The organism is Hyalangium gracile, assembly GCF_020103725.1.
GTDB classification, from domain to species: Bacteria; Myxococcota; Myxococcia; order Myxococcales; family Myxococcaceae; genus Hyalangium; species Hyalangium gracile.
Genome location: NZ_JAHXBG010000019.1, coordinates 163,342 through 180,902 on the forward strand (window position 1 = coordinate 163,342; position 17,561 = coordinate 180,902).

A 17,561-nucleotide genomic window follows, 5' to 3' on the forward strand; every position below is an offset into this window, starting at 1 on the left:
CTCCCATGCCTGTCCACCAGCCGTCATCCGACAATTCCGGACTGTCCGCTTCCTCGCTTGGAGGACAGACAGAAAGACGGGCTTTCACGGATTGCCAGAGAACGGAGTATCGTAAGCTGAGAAATGGCCGTCGCATTCGGTAAGTACGAGCTGCTTCGCAAGATTGCCTCCGGCGGCATGGGCCAGGTGTTCCTGGCGCGTGAGCGCGGGGCCGTCGAGCGACTGGTGGTGCTCAAGCTCATCTTGCCGCACCTGGCCGAGGACGAGGAGTTCCTCAGCATGTTCCTCGAGGAGGCGCGGCTGGTGGCCCGCCTCCAGCACCCCAACCTCGTCACCATCCTGGAGCTGGCCGAGGTGGAGGGGCGCCACTGTCTGGCCATGGAGTACGTGCAGGGGGACGATGTGCGCCGCCTGGACAAGCAGGCCCGGCTCAAGGGCCGGCTGCTGCCCCCGGGCCTGGTGCTGCGCATCATCTCCGAGGCGGCCTCCGGGCTGGACTACGCCCACAAGGCGCGTGACGCGCAGGGCCAGCCGCTGCGGCTGGTGCACCGGGACGTGTCCCCACAGAACATCCTCGTCGGCTTCGACGGGGCGGTGAAGATCATCGACTTCGGCGTGGCGAAGGCGGCCGGCAGCGGCCACCAGACGGCCACCGGCGTCCTCAAGGGCAAGTATCCTTATATGTCTCCGGAGCAGGCCTCCGGACAGGCCGTGGACGGGCGGAGCGATCAGTTCGCCCTGGGCGTGGTGCTGTGGGAGCTGCTCACCGGCCGGCGCCTCTTCAAGGGCGAGACGGACCTGATGACGCTGCGGCTGGTGAAGGACTGCCAGGTGCCGCCGCCCTCGCAGCTCAACACCAGGCTGCCGGCCGGGCTGGACGAGGTGGTGCTGCGCGCGCTCGCGCCCACCCCCGAGAAGCGCTACCCGGACTGCGGCGCCCTGCGGCTGGCGCTGGAGGACTACATCATCCAGGTGCGCATGGCGGCCAGCACCGCGCACCTGTCCGCCTACCTGCGCGAGCTGTACGCCGAGCGCATCGCCGCGGAGTCGGACCCCTCGAAGCTGGACGCGCTGTCCGAGGACGCGGACCTGGACTCGAAGGAGAAGTCCAACCCCTCCTCGCGCAGCCGCTCCGGGCTGCCGGGCCACAACCCCTCCACGCCCTCGCGCGCCTCGCTGCCGCCCCGGACGCGCTCGCGGCAGTCGGTGGAGGCCCTCGTGGGCCCCGCGCATATGCCGCGACATGAGCCCACGCGGGGCACGGAGTCGCTCGGCAGGCCCACGCCTCCGCGCCGCTTCCCCGTGGTGCCGGTGGCGGTGGGAGGCGCCGCGGCGCTGGTGATCGCCGGAGCCGCCCTCGTCTTCCTGCGCCAGAAGCCCGAGCAGCCCCCGCAGCCGCCGACGGTGACGGTGAAGCCGGTGGAGCCGCGGCCCACGCAGCCCGCCGAGACGAAGCCGCCCGAGCCGCGCAAGGTGGAGCTGGTGCTCAACTCCCAGCCCTCGGGCGCCGCCGTGCAGCTGGATGGGCAGCCGCTCGGGGTGACGCCGGTGAAGCTGCCGCTCACGGCGGATGCGCCCCCCGTGTCGGTGACGCTGTCGCTGGAGGGCTACTCGCCCGCCACGCGGCAGGTGTCCGCCGCCAACGCGCCCACCCTGCTGGTGGAGCTGGAGCGGCGCGCCCTGGGCACCTCCACGAAGCCGCCCGTCAAGAAGCCGCCGCAGAACGGCTCCTCGTCGCTCGGCATCAAGAAGGGCCGCTAGCCCCGCCTCACACGCGCGGCGGAGACTGGGCCACCAGCCGCCGGATGAGCTCGGGCTCGAAGGGCTTGTCGATGCGCGGGTGCGAGAAGTTCTGCAGGAACGAGCGCGCCCGCGTGGTGAACCCGCCCCCCGTCATGAAGACGAGCCGCGGCAGGCACTCGGGGTGGCGCCGGGCCAGCTCGGCGTGCACGTCCATGCCCGTCAGGTCCGTCATCATCAAGTCACAGAAGATGCGGTCGAACTCCGTGTCGCGCTCCAGCAGCTCGAGCGCCTCGCGCCCGCTGTTGGACACCACCACCTCGTTGCCGCGGCCGATGATGCGGCGCATGACGGAGGCGATGCCCGGCTCGTCGTCGATGACGAGCACGCGCTTGCCCTGCACGGACGGCGTCTCCGGCGCGGCGGCCAGCGACGGCACCTGCACCTCGGACTCGGCCCCCCGCGTGGGCAGCACCACGCGGAACGTGCTGCCCTTGCCGGGCGTGCTGGCCACCGTCAGCTCCCCGCGCAGCGCCTTGATGATGCCGTGGCAGATGGACAGCCCCAGCCCGGTGCCCTCGCCCTGGGGCTTGGTGGTGAAGAAGGGCTCGAAGGCGCGCGCCCGCACCTCCGGCGACATGCCCACCCCGGTGTCCGTCACCTCCACCACCACCTGGTTCTCCCGCATGGAGGTGGTGAGGACGATGCGGTGGCGCGCCGAGTCCCCCTCGGGAATGGCCTGCGCCGCGTTGATGAGCAGGTTGAGGAACACCTGGCCCAGCTTGGCCTCGTTGGCCCACACCGGCTGCACCGTGCCGAAGCACTTCACCACCTGCGCGCGGTAGCGGATGTGGTTCATCGCCATGGAGAGGCTGAACTCCAGCGCCGCGTGCACGTCCACCGGGCGCAGGTGCACGTCGTCTCCCCGGGCGAACGTCTTCAGGTCCCGGACGATGCCGCGGATGCGCTCGGCGCCCTCGCGCGCCTCCTCCAGCGCCTCGGACGTCTCCCGCAGCGCCTCGCGCGCCTCCACCTGCGGCAGCGTGGAGATGGCCTCCAGCGCGAAGTGGATGTTGCCCATCACGAAGGACAGCGGGTTGTTGATCTCATGCCCCACCCCGGCCGCCAGCTGGCCGGCCACCGCCAGCTTCTCCGACTGGACGAGCTTCTCGCGCGCCGCCAAGAGCTCCCGCGCGCGCTGGCGCGCCAGCTCCTCCGCCTCCAGCCGCCCCGAGTGCTCGCGGTGCAGCAGCGCGTCCCGCTCCTGCTCCGCGCGCTTCCGCTCGGTGGCGTCCCGGAAGAAGATGGCGATGCCCGTGCCCGAGGGGTACGCGTGCATGTCCAGCCAGACGCCGGGCGAGTACTCCATCTCGAACGAGGTGGACTCGCGCTCGGCCATCACCCGGCGGAACTCGCGCTCGGTGACGGTGCCCACCAGCTCCGGGCAGGTGTCCCAGAGGCTGCGGCCGAAGAGCTTCTCGCGCGGCTTGCCCTTGAGCTGGAGCGCGATGCGGTTCACGTACGTATAGCGCCACTGCGCATCCACGGAGATGAAGCCCTCGGGCAGGTTCTCGAGGATCTCCACCATCCTGTCGCGCGTCTCGCGCAGCCCCGTCTCCGCGCGCCGGGCCGCGGTGATGTCTCTCAGGCGCACCAGCACGCCGTCCCGGAAGCGCGCCACGGTGGCCTGAAGCCAGCCGTCGAATCCCTCGCACGAGTGGGGGAACACCTGCTGGCACGACTGGCCCGTCTCCACCACCTGGTGGAAGGCCTCGAACTGCCCGGCCAGGCCGAGCTCCGGCGGCACCTCGTGCAGCCTGCGCTTCACCAGCCCGCCCACGCGCCAGCTCAGCACGCGCTCCGCGGCGGGGTTGGCGTAGATCCACTCGAAGTCGACGATGGAGCCCTCGTCATCGCGCACGGCGCGCAACGCCATGCTGCCTTCGGGGTGCGAGTGCTCCACCTCCACCAGCACTCTCAGAACCTCATCCGCCTCCCAGCTGTAAGCGCCTCGGAAGAACTTCGGGGGCTCGATGAATGCGGGCTTGGGCATGCCTGGGATCCTCCAACGCGCGACATCCGACCGTGCACGGAGCGCCAGAGCTTCAGCCGCCGCGCACCCGCAAGCGTACTTGCTTGCTCCTGGGGATCGAGACTCCATCCCCCCTCGACAACGGCCGCCTGTGAACAGACAAGCGACGGAAGCAGTTAACGATAACGCACGGTAATTTCAAGAATGCCACGCCACGCATTGCAGCCGGACACCGTGGCTGGATTTCGCGCACGCACAGCCACGGGGAATTCCTATCTCCGACGCCGCCTCAGCGGAATCCTGCAATGCGACCACCCATGCTGATGAAGCTGGGTGGCAGGAGACCTTGGGTGTCCCAAAGCCAGACAGCCAATCAGCTCGGGATTCGCACCACCACGGCGGACGGGCCCTCGAGCCGGATGACGCCATCGCGCAACGGGGGAAGCTCGACAGTGCCGCCAAAGCGGGGAGCCTCGCTCCACAGCAACACCTTGGCCTGCCGGCCCTCGGGCAGCGCGTACTCCAGCGAGCCCTTCACGTTGACGAAGACGAGCAGCCGCTGCTCCACCGTCCTGCGCTCGAGCACGAGCGCGTCCGGGCCCACCACGCGCGCGTCATGGTTGCCTCGGCGGCGCGACCGCAGCTCGGGCTCGCTGGCGCGCAGTCGCAGCAGTTCCTGGTAGAGCGCGCGTACGCCCGCGTGCGGTGGGCGCTCGGCCTCGCTCCAGTCCAGGCGCGAGCGCTCGAAGGTCGCCACCGCCTGCGGATCCGGCACCGTATCTCCCGCGAAGCGGGTGAAGCCGGCGAACTCCTTGCGCCGGCCCTCGGTGACGAGCCGCCCCAGCTCCTCGTTGTGGTCGGTGAAGTAGAGGAAGGGCGTGCTCGCGTTCCACTCCTGCCCCATGAAGAGCAGCGGCGTGTACGGCGACAAGAGCAGCAGCGTGCTCATCGCCCGGAAGGCCGCTGGCGACACGTCATGGCCCAGCCGCTCTCCGTGCGCGCGGTTGCCCACCTGGTCATGGTTCTGGATGCAGTGCACGAAGCCGCGCGGCGACAGCCCGCTGGCGGAGGTGCCTCGGGCGTGGCCCAGGTTCTTCGACTCCTGGCCCTCGTAGAACCAGCCCTGGCGCAGCGTGCGCGCGATGTCCTCCGCGCTGCCCGTGTAGTCCTGGTAGTAGCCCTCGCTGTCGCCCGCGAAGGCGCGGCGCAGCTGGTGGTGGAAGTCGTCCGCCCAGACGCCGTCCAGCCCCATGCCTCCGTCGGAGGCGGGGCGCACCAGCCGGGCCTCGTTGCGCTCGTCCTCGGCGATGATGAGCACCTGGCGGTCCAGCGCGGCGGCGCGCGCCCGGGCGACGAGCTCCTCCAGCAGGTGCGGCGAGCCGTCATCCACGATGGCATGCGCCGCGTCCAGCCGCAGGCCGTCCGCGTGGTAGTCGCGGATCCACATCTCCACGTTGGAGAGCACCATCTCCCGCACGGGCGCCGAGTGCTTGCCGTCGTAGTTCACCGCATCGCCCCACGGGGTGTGGTGCCTGTCGGTGAAGTAGTGCGGCGAGTAGCAGCGCAGGTAGTTCCCGTCCGGCCCGAAGTGGTTGTAGACGGCGTCGATGAGCACGGACAGCCCCTGCGCGTGCGCGGCGTCGATGAGCCGGCGCAGGCCGGTGGGGCCGCCATAGGCGTGCAGGGGCGCGAAGAGGTCCACGCCGTCATAGCCCCAGTTGCGCGTGCCCGGGAAGCTGGCCAGGGGCATGAGCTCCAGGGTGTTGATGCCCAGCTCGCGCAGGCCCTTCAGCTTGGGGATGAGCGCCTCGAAGGTGCCCTCGGGCGTGGCGGTGCCCACGTGCACCTCGTAGATGACGAGCGACTCGGGGTCCGGGCCCCGCCAGCCCAGGTCCGTCCACTCGAAGTCCGGCACCACCACCTCGGAGGGGCCGTGCACGCCCATGGGCTGCGAGCGGGACCAGGGGTCCGGGAAGGGCCCCTCTCCATCCACGCGCAGCTTGTAGCACACGCCCGCTCCGGCTCCCTCCAGCACGGCGCCGAAGCAGTCGCCCGGCTCGGGCGTCATGGGCAGCACCCGGCCCGGCTTGCCCTCGCCATCGTGCAGGACGACTTCGAGCCGTCGATGGCCCGGCGCCCAGACACGCCAGCGCACGCGATTGCCAGACTCCACCCAGGCGCCCAGTCGAGGCACCGCCACCCGAGATTCCGCCACTTGCTCCATATCCCTTCGATTTAATGCGCCCATGTCCTACCGAGGAGCACCTCGGACGAGAGTCCCAAGTGGATCCGCTCCCAGGTGTTCACTGCTGGCCCGCCGGACTGTCCGCTGCCTGCCTTCTATCCGCCCGCGGGGGCAACCCGGTGCAGGAGCCAGGGCAGCGTCACCCACCGCGGCAGGGGCAGCTCCCGGTGCCATATCCGGCAGGGAGCAGCCCGGGGACCGGGCGCCCGCCGCGCCCCCGCCCCTGGTGCCAGGGAGGCATGGAGGCTCCGCCGCGCGCACGGACCGTCCTTACGGTGTGCGGGAGACGCCGGAGGCGGCACGCCATGCATCACACTCGGGAAATCCCTCGCGAGGTCTGGTCCGACTACCTGACGCTGCTGAGCAGCATCACCCGCTCGCAGTGGGTGCGCATCGAGGCCATCAGCTCCGACATAGGCGAGCAGCCGCTGGCCCAGCGCCTGCCGCTCATCGACATCACCTTCGTGGAGAAGGGCAGCGACCAGGGCGCCATCGAGGTGACGGTGGGCCGGCCGGGCGAGGAGATCACCCACCGCATCTTCCAGCCGGGCCACATCTACGCCGACGAGAGCGAGAGCGGCGAGCTGGAGTGCCTGGACATCGAAGACGCCGAGCGCACCAAGACGCTCATCTTCTTCGAGCCGCTCCAGGCCATCGACGAGCTCTCCGGCTCCTCGTCGCACCTGTGAGCAGGCGGCGCCAGCGGGCGCGCCAGGAATGAAGAAGGCCGGAGCCGCCCTCCGTCGAGGAGCGCGACCCCGGCCCTGGGTTCCTCCGTCGGCCGCGGCTCACGCGGCGCGAGTGGGAGGGTGCGAGACTACGGGTACAGCGCGCGGGCGCCGGACTTGTCGAGGCTGGTCAGGACCAGGTCGCCCGTCTGGGTGCCGCGGCACTGCGGGTAGTGCATCACGGAGGCCGCGTCGTAGGTGGTCAGGCCGCGCCAGTTGGCATCCTCGTAGCAGCCGGTGCTGGACAGACGGGTGTGCTCGTGACGGAAGCCCAGGGTGTGGCCCAGCTCGTGGCGCAGCACGCCGGTGAGCGTCCACACGCCCAGGTTGCCGAAGGCGCTCGAGTCGATGAGCACGTTGCGGGCCGAGCGGCTGGAGTTCGGGAAGAACGCGCGCGCCGTGTAGCTCTGGCCGCTGACCTGGCGCACGTCGAAGACGACGGCGGTCTGGCTCGCGGTGCAGTTGGTGTCGTAGGTGCTGGAGTGCACGAAGTTGACGTTGGCGGTGGCCTCCCAGGCGGCTGCGGCGCTGCTCATCGCGCTCACCACGGTGTTGTAGCGCGTGCCGAAGCTCGTCTTGCTCACGCAGTAGGTGAGGTTGCGCGCCGCGGTGGAGCTCCACTTGATGTCACCGCCCACGTAGTAGACGGCCAGCCCGTCCGACTTCTTGCCCAGGTCGTTGGCGATGTTGTTGTCGTAGTAGGCCTGCAGCTCGCTCTCCTCCAGCGCGATGTCCTGGTCGAAGATGTACTTGCCGCCCTCGAAGTCCTCCTTCGTGAGCGAGGCCTTGAACTCCTCGAACGTCATCGGCTTCGATTCCTGGGGCAGCTCCTCGGGGCCACCGCAGGCCGCGCCGAAAAGGGTCACACCCGCCAGCATCGCAACGGTACGGAACTTGAGCATCAGTCTTCCTCTGGAGGACTTCGGGGGATTGAGCGCCGGCCGCCTGGGACACCCTCAGCCGCGTCCGGCGCGGCCCTCCATTGAGCAACTCTCAGGCCAAGAGCCTTGATTAATTAAAAATCAGGGGTTACCCGGCAGGGCCGGAGAAGCCCGGAGCATTGAGGCTCCAATGTTTTTGGCGGGAACTGTAAACCTCTTTGACAACCTCGCAGCCAAGTAGCTGGACTCTGGCTGAATCCGTCACAATCACGTCACCGTTGCGCAAAACGACAGGGGTGTCCTGGTTTCAATCACCCCCATTTGGACGCGGCGCGGCGTGCCTGGGCGCCCCATATTTCCCTTCCTCCACGCCAGCGGAGGAGAACGGCCCGGGAGGGGCAAGCGCCATGGAGGTGCTCGAGCTGCTCGGCAGGATGGGGCCGCACGTGGTGGCGGCGCTGACGGTGCTCGTCAGCGTGCTGGCCTCCGGGCACGCGGTGCTGCGCAAGCGGGACGTGCGCGCGGCGGTGAGCTGGGTAGGCCTCATCTGGCTGGTGCCGGTGCTGGGCGCGGTGCTGTACCTGCTGCTGGGCATCAACCGCATCCGCCGCCGGGCGCGCTCGCTGACGCTGCGGCAGGAGCACGGGCGCTTTCCTCCGGGCCCCCGCCCCACGCCGCTGACGGCCCAGGCGCTGGCGGAGGCGCTGCCCGCGGCGGCGCACCTGGCCTCGCTCACGCGGGTGGTGGACGCGGTGGTGCAGCGGCCGCTGTTGCCGGGCAACCGCGTCACCGTGCTCGAGTCCCGCACGGACGCCTACCCGTCCATGCTGGAGGCCATCGGCGCGGCGCGCGTCTCGCTCACGCTGTGCAGCTACATCTTCGACAATGACATGGCGGGCCGGCGCTTCGTGGAGGCGCTGGGCGAGGCGGTGCGGCGCGGGGTGCAGGTGCGGGTGCTGGTGGACGCGCTGGGCAGCCGCTACACGTGGCCTCCCATCACCGGGAAGCTGCGCCGCGCGGGCGTCCGGGCCGCGCGCTTCCTGCCCACGCTGATGCCCAAGCGGCTGCCCTTCATGAACCTGCGCAACCACCGGAAGCTCATGGTGGTGGATGGGCGGGTGGGCTTCACGGGGGGCATGAACATCCGCGCGCACTTCCTGCCGGGCGAGGACGGCGCGAGGGACTTGCACTTCCGGCTCGAGGGCCCGGTGGTGGGACAGCTCCAGGAGACGTTCGCGCAGGACTGGGCCTTCACCACGGGGGAGCGGCTGACGGGCGAGGCCTGGTTCCCGGCGCTGGAGCCGGCAGGCCCGGTGGTGGCGCGAGGCATCCCCGACGGGCCGGACGAGGACTTCGAGCACATCCGCTGGACGCTGCTGGGGGCGCTGGCCTCGGCGCGAGACACGGTGCGCATCATCACCCCGTACTTCCTGCCGGACCAGGGGCTCATCACCGCGCTCAACGTGGCGGCGCTGCGCGGGGTGAGGGTGGATCTGCTGCTGCCGGAGCGCGGCAACCTGCCCTTCGTGCAGTGGGCGAGCACGGCGCAGCTCTGGCAGGTGATGCGGCCCGGCTGTCGCGTCTTCCTCACGGCGCCGCCGTTCGACCACGCCAAGCTGATGGTGGTGGACGGGATGTGGTCGCTGCTCGGCTCGGCGAACTGGGATCCGCGCTCGCTGCGGCTCAACTTCGAGTTCGACGTGGAGTGCTACGACGCGGCGCTGGCCCAGCGGCTGGAAGAGGTGGTGGAGGAGCGCATCTCCCGAGGCCGCTTGCTGACGCTGGAGGAGGTGGAGCAGCGCTCGCTGCCCATCCGCCTGAGGGATGGGCTGGCGCGGCTGATGTCTCCCTACCTCTAGTGGTAATGATGAGGGGCCACCTTCAGTGGACGCGGCCGACGAGGGCCAGGAGCTGCGAGCCGTAGCGCTCGATGAGCTTGGGGCCCACGCCCTGGATGGCCATGAGCGCGTCATTGTCCTGGGGGCGCACGGCGGCGATGACACCGAGCACCCGGTCCGTGAGGATGCGGAAGGCGGGGACTCGGCGCCGCCGGGCCTCGGCGAGCCGCCAGGCCTTGAGCGCCTCCACCAGCGCGGGCGAGGGCTTCGGAGCCGGAGCGCCCCGTCCGCGCCGCACGCCGACGTCGGCCTCCTCGTCCCAGGGCTCGCCAGCGCCTGGCGCCTCCTCCCAGTCGGGAACCACCCTCAGCGAGCCCGGAGCCGCCGCGACGTTGGGCCGAGCCGAGGAGGCACGTGAGCCGCTCCACGAGCCGGCACCCGCCGCCGCACGGGCCGGGCGGGCCTCGGCGGCACGTCCACCCATGGGGCTCCGCTTCTCGGCGCGCCTCCCCTCCCCCTTCGAGCGGCGGAGGCGACGCTTCTTCGAGGCCTTGGCCTCGAGGGGCATCGGCAGCAGCACGAGATCGGGCTCGATGACACGCGTGCGCTGGCCATCGGGGGTGAGCGTGAGCCGCTGGAAGGTGATGCGCTGCCCCTCCTTGTCGAAGGAGTCCTCGCTCAGCCGGGCGAGCCCCGCGCGCACCAGGCCTCCCACGAGCCGCTCGAACTCGCGGCGCGGCAGGGACTCGCCGAAGAGCTCGCGGTGCAGGCGACCCGTGGCCTGGCCATCGCGCTCGTGCAGCGCGTCCAGGATGCGCCCCAGGGCGTTGAGCTCTCCCTCGCCCGGCTCGGCGAAGCGCAGGGTGACGCAGCCCTCGGGCGCGCACACGTCGCACAGCCCGCACGGCTTGCCCGAGTCCTGCACGTCACCGAAGTGCTCCACCAGGTGGCGCATGCGGCAGCCAGAGGACTCCGCGTACCGGCCCATCTGCTCCAGGTGGAGCATCTTGCGCTCGCGCTGCGCGGCATACGAAAGCCCCCAGCCCGGCTTGCTCCGGCGCACCATCTCGTCCGGAGTGACCTCCAGGCCGCCGTGGATCCACAGCTGCTCGAGCGCCTTGTCGAACACCTCCGGGTCCATGCGGATGCGCGCCTGCAGGGCCTCCTTGGGCTCCAGCTCGACGCGAGCTGCGCGGAAGAGCTGCTCGAGCACCGCGGGCTCCGGGTAGTCGCGCTGGTGGAAGAACTCGTGAGTGCGGCGGTCCACGTACGAGTGCAGGAGCACCGCGCGCGAGGGCTTGCCATCCCGTCCCGCGCGCCCCAGCTCCTGGTAGTAGCCCTCGAGGCTGGCCGGGAGCGCGGCGTGGAAGACGGTGCGCACGTCCGGCTTGTCGATGCCCATGCCGAACGCCGTGGTGGCGACGATGACCTCCAGCCGGCCCTCCAGGAACGCGGCCTGGACGCGGTCACGGTCGGCGGGCTGCATGCCCGCGTGGTACACGGCGGCGGGGAAGTCCGAGCCCAGCAGGTCCGCCAGCTGCTCGGCGTGCTTGCGCGTGGAGGCGTAGACGATGGCTGGGCGGCGCGAGGGCTCGGACAGCACCTCGCGGATCGCCTCGCCGCGCTGGCCGGGGTTCAGCTCGCGCATCTCGATGGCGATGTTGGTGCGGCGGAAGCCGTGGATGAAGGTGCGAGCCGCCCCGCCCCGTACGCCCTTCAGCCCGAGCTGCTGGACGATGTCGCGCTGCACGTCGGGCGTCGCGGTGGCGGTGAGGGCCACCACGGGCGCCGGGCGCAGCATCGGCAGGCGCGAGCCGAGCAGCCGGTAGTCCGGGCGGAAGTCATGGCCCCACTGCGAGATGCAGTGCGCCTCGTCGATGGCGATGAGCGCCGGCGTGCGCCGGGCCAGCAGCTCCACGAAGCCGGGCACGCCGAGCCGCTCGGGAGCGATGAAGAGGAAGTCCAGGTGTCCCTCGAGATAGTCCGCGCACACCTGGCGCGAGGTGGCCCGGTCCCGACCCGAGTGGATGCGCTCCGCCGCGAACCCGAGCGACTGGAGCCTCGTCACCTGGTCCTCCATCAGCGCGATGAGCGGGCTCACCACCAGCGTCGTGCCCGCCCGGGCCAGGCCCGGCAGCTGGTAGCACAGCGACTTGCCAGCCCCCGTGGGCATCACCAGCAGCAGGTCCTCTCCGGCGGTGGCCGCCCGGCACACGTCCTCCTGGTAGGGACGGAAGTCCTCGAAGCCAAAGGCCTCCTTCAAGAGCCTCCGAAGCTCTCCAGGCGGAGTGGGCGTTCGTGGCGCACGGCGAGCCGCAGGAACCGCCGACGCGCTCGCGGCGCCCACCCGCGGACGGGCGGCAGCCACGGCTGAGGTGGACTCCGCCCTGGGCTTCGCGGCGCGGGGCTCATGCTCAGCCCTCGCAGCCACGGCAGGGGCCTCCATGGGCATGGGCCTCGGACGAGACTCCCGCCGTTCCTCCTCCACGGGCGCCGAGGGAGCCCCCCCACGAGGAGCCGGAGGCGCTCGGGGCGGCACGCTCGCCGGTCCCTTGCCCACCACCTCGATGACGTATGCCTCGATGCTCCGCAGGAAGTCCGAGAGGTCCCCCCGCCCGCGCTCGATGCGCTGCAGCCACGCCTCCCACTGCCCCGTCATGGCCGGCGTCTTCACGTCCGGGTGCACGGTCTGGATGAGGCGGATGCCCTTCTCCGTGGCCTCCATCGACTTGCCGCGGCGCTGCAGATACTCGCGCTCCAGCAGCACCTCGATGATGGCGGCGCGCGTGGCGGGCGTCCCCAGCCCCGTCTCGCGCATCGCGTCCGCCAGCTCCTTCTCGTCCAGCGTCCGCCCCGCCGTCTCCATCGCCGTGAGCAGCGTGGCGTCCGTGAAGCGCGGCGGCGGCCGGGTGCGCTTCTTCACCGCCTCCACATCCTCCACGCGCTGGGGCTGCCCGCGCTGCAGCCCGGCAGGCAGATCCTGCGCGTCATCCTCCGGCTCCCGGCCCTCGCTCTCCTCCTTCTCCTTCTCGGCCTTGCTCGGACGCTCCTTCGGCGGCTTCGGCCCGCCCACGTCCAGCACCTTCCACCCGGGGCGCACCACCTGCGTGCCCGAGCTGTGGAAGCGATCCACCCGCTCCGGCCCTCCCCCCGCTCCGGGCGAGCTCACCGCGGTGATGACCGTGGTGACGGACCAGACGTGGTCCTCGTGCCAGGCCGCGAGCAGCCGGCGGCACACCAGCTCATAGATGCGCCGCTCGTCCGGCGACAGCCGCACCTCATCCGGAGACGTGGGCGTCGGCACGATGGCGTGGTGGTCCGTCACCTTCGCGTCATCCACGAAGCGCCGGCCCAGCGGCCGCTCGCCCGTGCCCGGTGCCAGCAGCGGCAGGTACGCCCCGCGAATCGCCCGCACCACGTCCGGCAGGGTGGCCGCCACCTCCGTCGACAGGTGCCGGCTGGAGGTGCGCGGGTAGCTCAGCAGCTTGTGCTTCTCGTACAGCGCCTGCGCCAGCTCCAGCGTCCGCTGCGCGCTGTACCCATAGAGCCGGTTCGCGTGCCGCTGCAGCTCCGTCAAGTCGTAGAGCAGCGGGGGCGCCATCTTCTTCGTCTCGGACGTGAGCGACTCGATGGCCGCCCGCCCCGTCCGCACGCGCGCCATCACCTCGCCCGCCTCCACCCCATCCGCGTGCAGGCGCCGGGCCTCGCGCGCGCCCTCGGCCAGCTTCGCCCCCGTCTTCGGGTCCACCTCGCGGAACCACGTGCCCCGGTACCGAGCCCCCGCCGGCACCTCCGCCGCCTGGGGCAGGAAGGTGGCCACCACCTCCAGGTAGTCCTCGGGGACGAAGTCGCGGATGGCCAGCTCGCGCTCCACCACCATGGCCAGCGTGGGCGTCTGCACCCGCCCCACCGACAGCATCTCCCCGCCCCCCAGCGTGTACAGGCGCGACAGGTTCATCCCCACCAGCCAGTCCGCCCGGCTGCGCCCGCGCGCCGCGTCCGCCAGCGCGTCGTACGCCGCCCCCTCCTTGAGCTGCCGGAAGCCCTCGCGGATGGCGCTCTCCGTCAGCGACGACACCCACAGCCGCTTCACCGGCTTGCGGCACCCGGCCGCCTCATAGATGTACCGGAAGATGAGCTCGCCCTCGCGGCCCGCGTCCGTGGCGCACACCACCGCGCTCACCTCGGGCGAGTTCATCACCTCGCGCACCACCGAGAACTGCGAGCGCGTGTTCTCGGACACCACCAGCGGCCACTCGCGAGGCAGCATCGGCAGCTGCTCACGGCTCCAGCGCTTCCACTCGGCCCGCATCTCGTGCGGCTGCGCCAGCCCCACCAGGTGCCCGATGGCCCACGTCACCACGTAGCCGTTGCCCCGGAACCAGCCCTCCCCGCGCTGCGAGGCCCCCAGCACCCGGGCAATGTCCCGAGCCACCGCCGGCTTCTCCGCCACCACCGCGAGCACGGACGCACGGCCCCGCTGAGCCGTCTCGCGGCCCACCTCTCGGGTCCTCTCTTCTTCGCGTCCTGCACCCATCGCATCCCACCTCATGCCTTCCCCTCCTACCTCATCCTCCCCACCCCGATGCGATCGGGCTCCCCGGACGAACCTCTTCCTTATCGTGCCCCACCGACATCGCGCCCCTCTCTGGGGTCCTACCCGTCACGGCTGCTCCCTGTGCCACCGGGGAGCCTACCTCGCACCTTCGGTGAAGTTTCCACCTCTCTGATTGCCCGCTTCCGCCCCCCCGGCGCCGGCGCCTGACAAGCGTGGCGTCCTCACGCAAGTGTTTGGCGCTGGGCTGGAAAACTCTCGTGGGCGTTTTGGCCATCATCCTGCTCGCTGCTTTCGCGGCCTGCGGGCACGCGGGAGCTGGGGGGAGCAATTCCATGCGCAGTCACCACGGCTCGATCATCGGAGAGACCAGCATGCAGTCGCTTTCGCAGCACCGTTCGCGGCGGGGGGAAGCAAGAGGGGGGATGTCTCGAACGGTCCTGCTCTCGGAGTCCGGCGCGAGCGCCACGACTCCCCAGCGATTGACCCGCTCGCCTCGAGCGGCTCGCCCTCTCGTCATCGTTCCGACCCGCTCGGCCTCGCCGCTGGACGCTCTCGCTCGCGAGAAGCGCCGCCAGCTCCGGGTGCTGGAGGCCGGGGTGGCCGTCTCTCTGCGCCTGGTGGTGGAGGGGAGGACTCGGCTCGCCTCGCTGCTGCCCGCCCGGGAGAGCGCTCCCGAGGCCGTGGCGCGCCGGGAAGTCCGCCGGGTCTTCACCCTCCACCGACCGCTCGCGCTCGCGGTGCTGGTGGAGCGCGGCTGAACCGCCACCGTCCAGGTGGCCCTTTCTGAAGTGGGAGGATGACGGGGAAGCCAAGGGCCCCGACATCCCAAGGGCGTGGAGAGTGTTCCGCATGCCGGGCGGGACACTTCGGTCGGGAGATCTGATGCGGAGCCGCTCGCCGGGAGGGGGGAGTGGCTCCGAATCCAGGTCGGCAGGGGGGATGCCTCGATGAGGGGCATCCCCCTTGTCTTTTTCAGGGGCTGGCCGGCGGGCTGCCCGCGCTCGAGCGCTGGTGCCACGCGGCGAGCACGGCGCTCTCCCGCTCGGGAGCCAGTCCCGAGCGCAGCTTCTGCTGGCGCTCGGGCGGCAGCGTCTTGAACCAGGCCAGGGTGTCTCGGGCGGTGTCCACCGTGGGGCGGCACTTCAGCCCGTGCGCCAGCGCCCGGGCGGTGCTCACCCGGCCCATGCCCTTGGAGTCGCCCGAGCGGGGAATCCAGATGGGCATGTCCGACCAGGGCATCACCTTCTGCTGCTCCACCAGCCAGTCGGCGTCCACCCAGGTGAAGCGGGCGTCGCCGCCGTTGGCCGTCCTGCACGCCTCCAGGAGCTCGCGCATCAAGAGGGTGCTGGCGGGGCCCGTGGCGTTGAAGGTGCCCACCGTGCGCTGCTCCACCAGGCCGAGGATGAAGGAGGCCAGGTCCCTCACGTCGATGAACTGCACGGGATCCGCCCCATCGCCGGGAGCAAGCACCTCGCCGCCCCGGGCCACGCGCACCGGCCAGTAGGTGAAGCGGTCCGTGGGGTCCCCCTCGCCGACGATGAGGCCGGGGCGGACGACGGTGGTGCGGCCGGGCATGGCGGCCTCGGCGGCCTTCTCGCTCAGGGCCTTGAGGGCGCCGTAGTGCTGGGAGACATCCTCCGTCTTCTCGTCCTCCACGGTGGCCACGGCCGCGCTCTCGTCGATGCCGTGGACGTCCATGTCCTTGTAGACGGAGATGGTGGAGACGAAGAGGTACCGCTCCACGTTGGGCGCGAGCAGCTCGGCGCTGGCCCGCACCACGCGAGGCACGTAGCCGGACGTGTCGATGACGACGTCCCACTGGCGGCCCTTCAGCGCCTCGAGGTTGCCGTCCCGGTCACCCTGGAGCTTCTCCACCTCCGGGAACAGGCCGGGCCGCGTCTTTCCGCGGTTGAAGAGGGTGAGGGTGTGGCCGCGAGGCTTCGCCGCCTCCACCAGCGCCGGCCCGAGGAAGCCCGTGCCTCCGAGGATGAGGATCTTCTTCTTCGAGACGGGCGCGGCCTGCGTGGAGCCGCCACCTTCCTTCGTGGATGCGCACCCCGTCGCCCAGAGCGAGCCGAGCGCGGCCGCTCCCTGCATCAAACCCCTGCGAGACAGCTTCATGTTTCCCCCTCCTGGGAAGATTCGAGCCCTCAGCGGGCCGGGGCATCGCTGGGGATGGTGCCCAGCGAGGCCACCTCGGCCTGGCGCTTCACGCGTGGGTGGCGAGCCAGGTAGAGGGAGATGGCCAGCCACAGCCCGGCCATGGGCATGGCGGTCAGCAGCACGCCCGCGGCCCCGAGCCCCAGCGCCGTCAGCCCGCCCTCCATCCAGCCTCCCACCACGTCCCCGCCCCGGTACACCACGGTGTCGATGAAGCTCTTGGCCTTGTACTTCTCCTCGCGGCTCACGGTGGTGAAGAGGATCTCCCGCGAGGGGCGCTCCAGCGCGTAGTGGGCGGCGCCACGCAGCGAGCGCACGGCGATGAACACCAGGATGACGGGCACCAGCGCCAGGCCCAGGAAGCCCAGGCCGGTGAGCACGGGCACCACGGCCATGGCCACCGCCAGCCCCAGCCGGGAGATGAGCCGCCCGGTGACGAAGGCCTGGAGCAGCAGCGTCAACACCTGCACCCACAGCTCGATGTTGGCGAACGCGGTGGTGCGCGCCGCGGCGCCGCTGGCCACCGTGTCCACCAGCTTCGCCTGGAGGATGTACAGGAACGAGGAGGTGACGGTGTAGAAGACCGTCTGCAGCCCCAGCGCGAGCAGGAAGGGCGAGGTGGCCAGCAGCTTGAGGCCCGACAGCACGCTGCCTCCCACCGGAGCGCCCACCGAGGGCGGAGACTGCACGTCATACGCCCAGCGCGACAGCTTGCGGACACATTGAGCGCTCACCTCCAGCAGCGCCGCGGTGATGAGGATGAGGTTCACCGGCCCCAGGGGCACGGCGAGCTGGCGCACCAGCAACAGCCCCAGGAGGATGCCCGCGGTGCCGCCCGCGGAGATGAAGCCGAAGAGCCTGCGGCCCTGCTCGCTGACGAACAGGTCCGCCATGAAGCTCCAGAAGACGGAGACGACGAAGAGGTTGTAGACGCTGAGCCAGACGTAGAAGGCACGCGCCACCCAGGCGCTGGCCAGGCCCAGCTTCAGCACCACGAAGAAGCCCACCAGGTTGAGCAGGAAGAAGCGATAGATGAAGGGGATGACGCGCTTGCGCGGCCAGCGCGCCACCAGCGCCGAGTAGAGCGGCACCGCCACCAGCATCACCACGAAGGTGGCCGTCCACAGCGTCTTGAGCCCCTTCACCCCGCCGGCCGTGCCCATCTCGTCACGCACCGGCTTGAGGATGAAGTAACCGCACATCAGCGTGAAGAAGTAGAGGAACGACCAGAGGACCGCGCCCAGCTCCTCCTCCTTCACGTCCACGAATCGCTTGAGCATGGGTGAAGGTCGCAGTCCTCGGGGCGGCTCGCGCCCCGGAGCCGCTTCCCCCGGAGCACGTCTGCCCCAACCCCCGCGCCGGGCGGCTATTCCCGGTGC

At 70.8% G+C, this 17,561-nt stretch carries 10 protein-coding genes; 4 read left to right on the plus strand and 6 right to left on the minus strand.

All coding sequences use genetic code 11. The features are described 5' to 3' along the window. The first annotated feature begins 123 nt into the window (after positions 1-123). Positions 124-1,761 carry a serine/threonine protein kinase gene (locus tag KY572_RS32465; RefSeq protein WP_224247527.1) on the plus strand — a complete coding sequence of 546 codons (1,638 nt, stop codon included), beginning with the start codon at positions 124-126 and terminating at the stop codon, positions 1,759-1,761. 7 nt (positions 1,762-1,768) lie between these two features. On the opposite strand, the gene KY572_RS32470 is transcribed toward KY572_RS32465, so the two are convergent. Continuing rightward, entirely contained in the window at positions 1,769-3,793 is a 2,025-nt protein-coding gene (locus tag KY572_RS32470) for a hybrid sensor histidine kinase/response regulator (protein ID WP_224247528.1), read from the minus strand. 352 nt (positions 3,794-4,145) lie between these two features. Further along, positions 4,146-5,987, minus strand: a complete 1,842-nt coding sequence (treZ, locus tag KY572_RS32475; RefSeq protein WP_407660033.1) for a malto-oligosyltrehalose trehalohydrolase — start codon at positions 5,985-5,987, stop codon at positions 4,146-4,148. 335 nt (positions 5,988-6,322) lie between these two features. Here treZ and KY572_RS32480 point away from each other — a divergent pair, with 335 nt between their 5' ends. Next, positions 6,323-6,706 carry a DUF5335 family protein gene (locus KY572_RS32480; protein WP_224247530.1) on the plus strand — a complete coding sequence of 128 codons (384 nt, stop codon included), beginning with the start codon at positions 6,323-6,325 and terminating at the stop codon, positions 6,704-6,706. A gap of 128 nt (positions 6,707-6,834) precedes the next feature. On the opposite strand, the gene KY572_RS32485 is transcribed toward KY572_RS32480, so the two are convergent. Then, complete coding sequence (locus KY572_RS32485; RefSeq protein WP_224247531.1) at positions 6,835-7,647, minus strand: M57 family metalloprotease; 813 nt, start codon at positions 7,645-7,647, stop codon at positions 6,835-6,837. 386 nt (positions 7,648-8,033) lie between these two features. Between KY572_RS32485 and KY572_RS32490 the strand changes: the two genes are divergently transcribed. Then, entirely contained in the window at positions 8,034-9,485 is a 1,452-nt protein-coding gene (locus KY572_RS32490) for a phospholipase D-like domain-containing protein (protein ID WP_224247532.1), read from the plus strand. 22 nt (positions 9,486-9,507) lie between these two features. Here KY572_RS32490 and KY572_RS32495 read toward each other — a convergent pair whose 3' ends face one another. Further along, entirely contained in the window at positions 9,508-14,001 is a 4,494-nt protein-coding gene (locus KY572_RS32495) for a DNA topoisomerase 3 (protein ID WP_224247533.1), read from the minus strand. A 443-nt stretch (positions 14,002-14,444) separates the two neighbouring features. Here KY572_RS32495 and KY572_RS32500 point away from each other — a divergent pair, with 443 nt between their 5' ends. After that, a complete protein-coding gene (locus tag KY572_RS32500; RefSeq protein ID WP_224247534.1) occupies positions 14,445-14,780 on the plus strand; it encodes a hypothetical protein in 336 nt (111 codons plus the stop codon). Positions 14,781-14,994: 214 nt separating this feature from the next. Here KY572_RS32500 and KY572_RS32505 read toward each other — a convergent pair whose 3' ends face one another. Together KY572_RS32505 and KY572_RS32510 are read right to left on the minus strand one after the other, a co-directional pair. After that, on the minus strand, positions 14,995-16,143 hold the full coding sequence (locus KY572_RS32505) for an SDR family oxidoreductase (RefSeq protein WP_224247535.1): 1,149 nt from the start codon (positions 16,141-16,143) through the stop codon (positions 14,995-14,997). A 29-nt stretch (positions 16,144-16,172) separates the two neighbouring features. After that, complete coding sequence (locus KY572_RS32510; protein ID WP_224247536.1) at positions 16,173-17,462, minus strand: NTP/NDP exchange transporter; 1,290 nt, start codon at positions 17,460-17,462, stop codon at positions 16,173-16,175. Between the last annotated feature and the right edge of the window lie 99 nt (positions 17,463-17,561).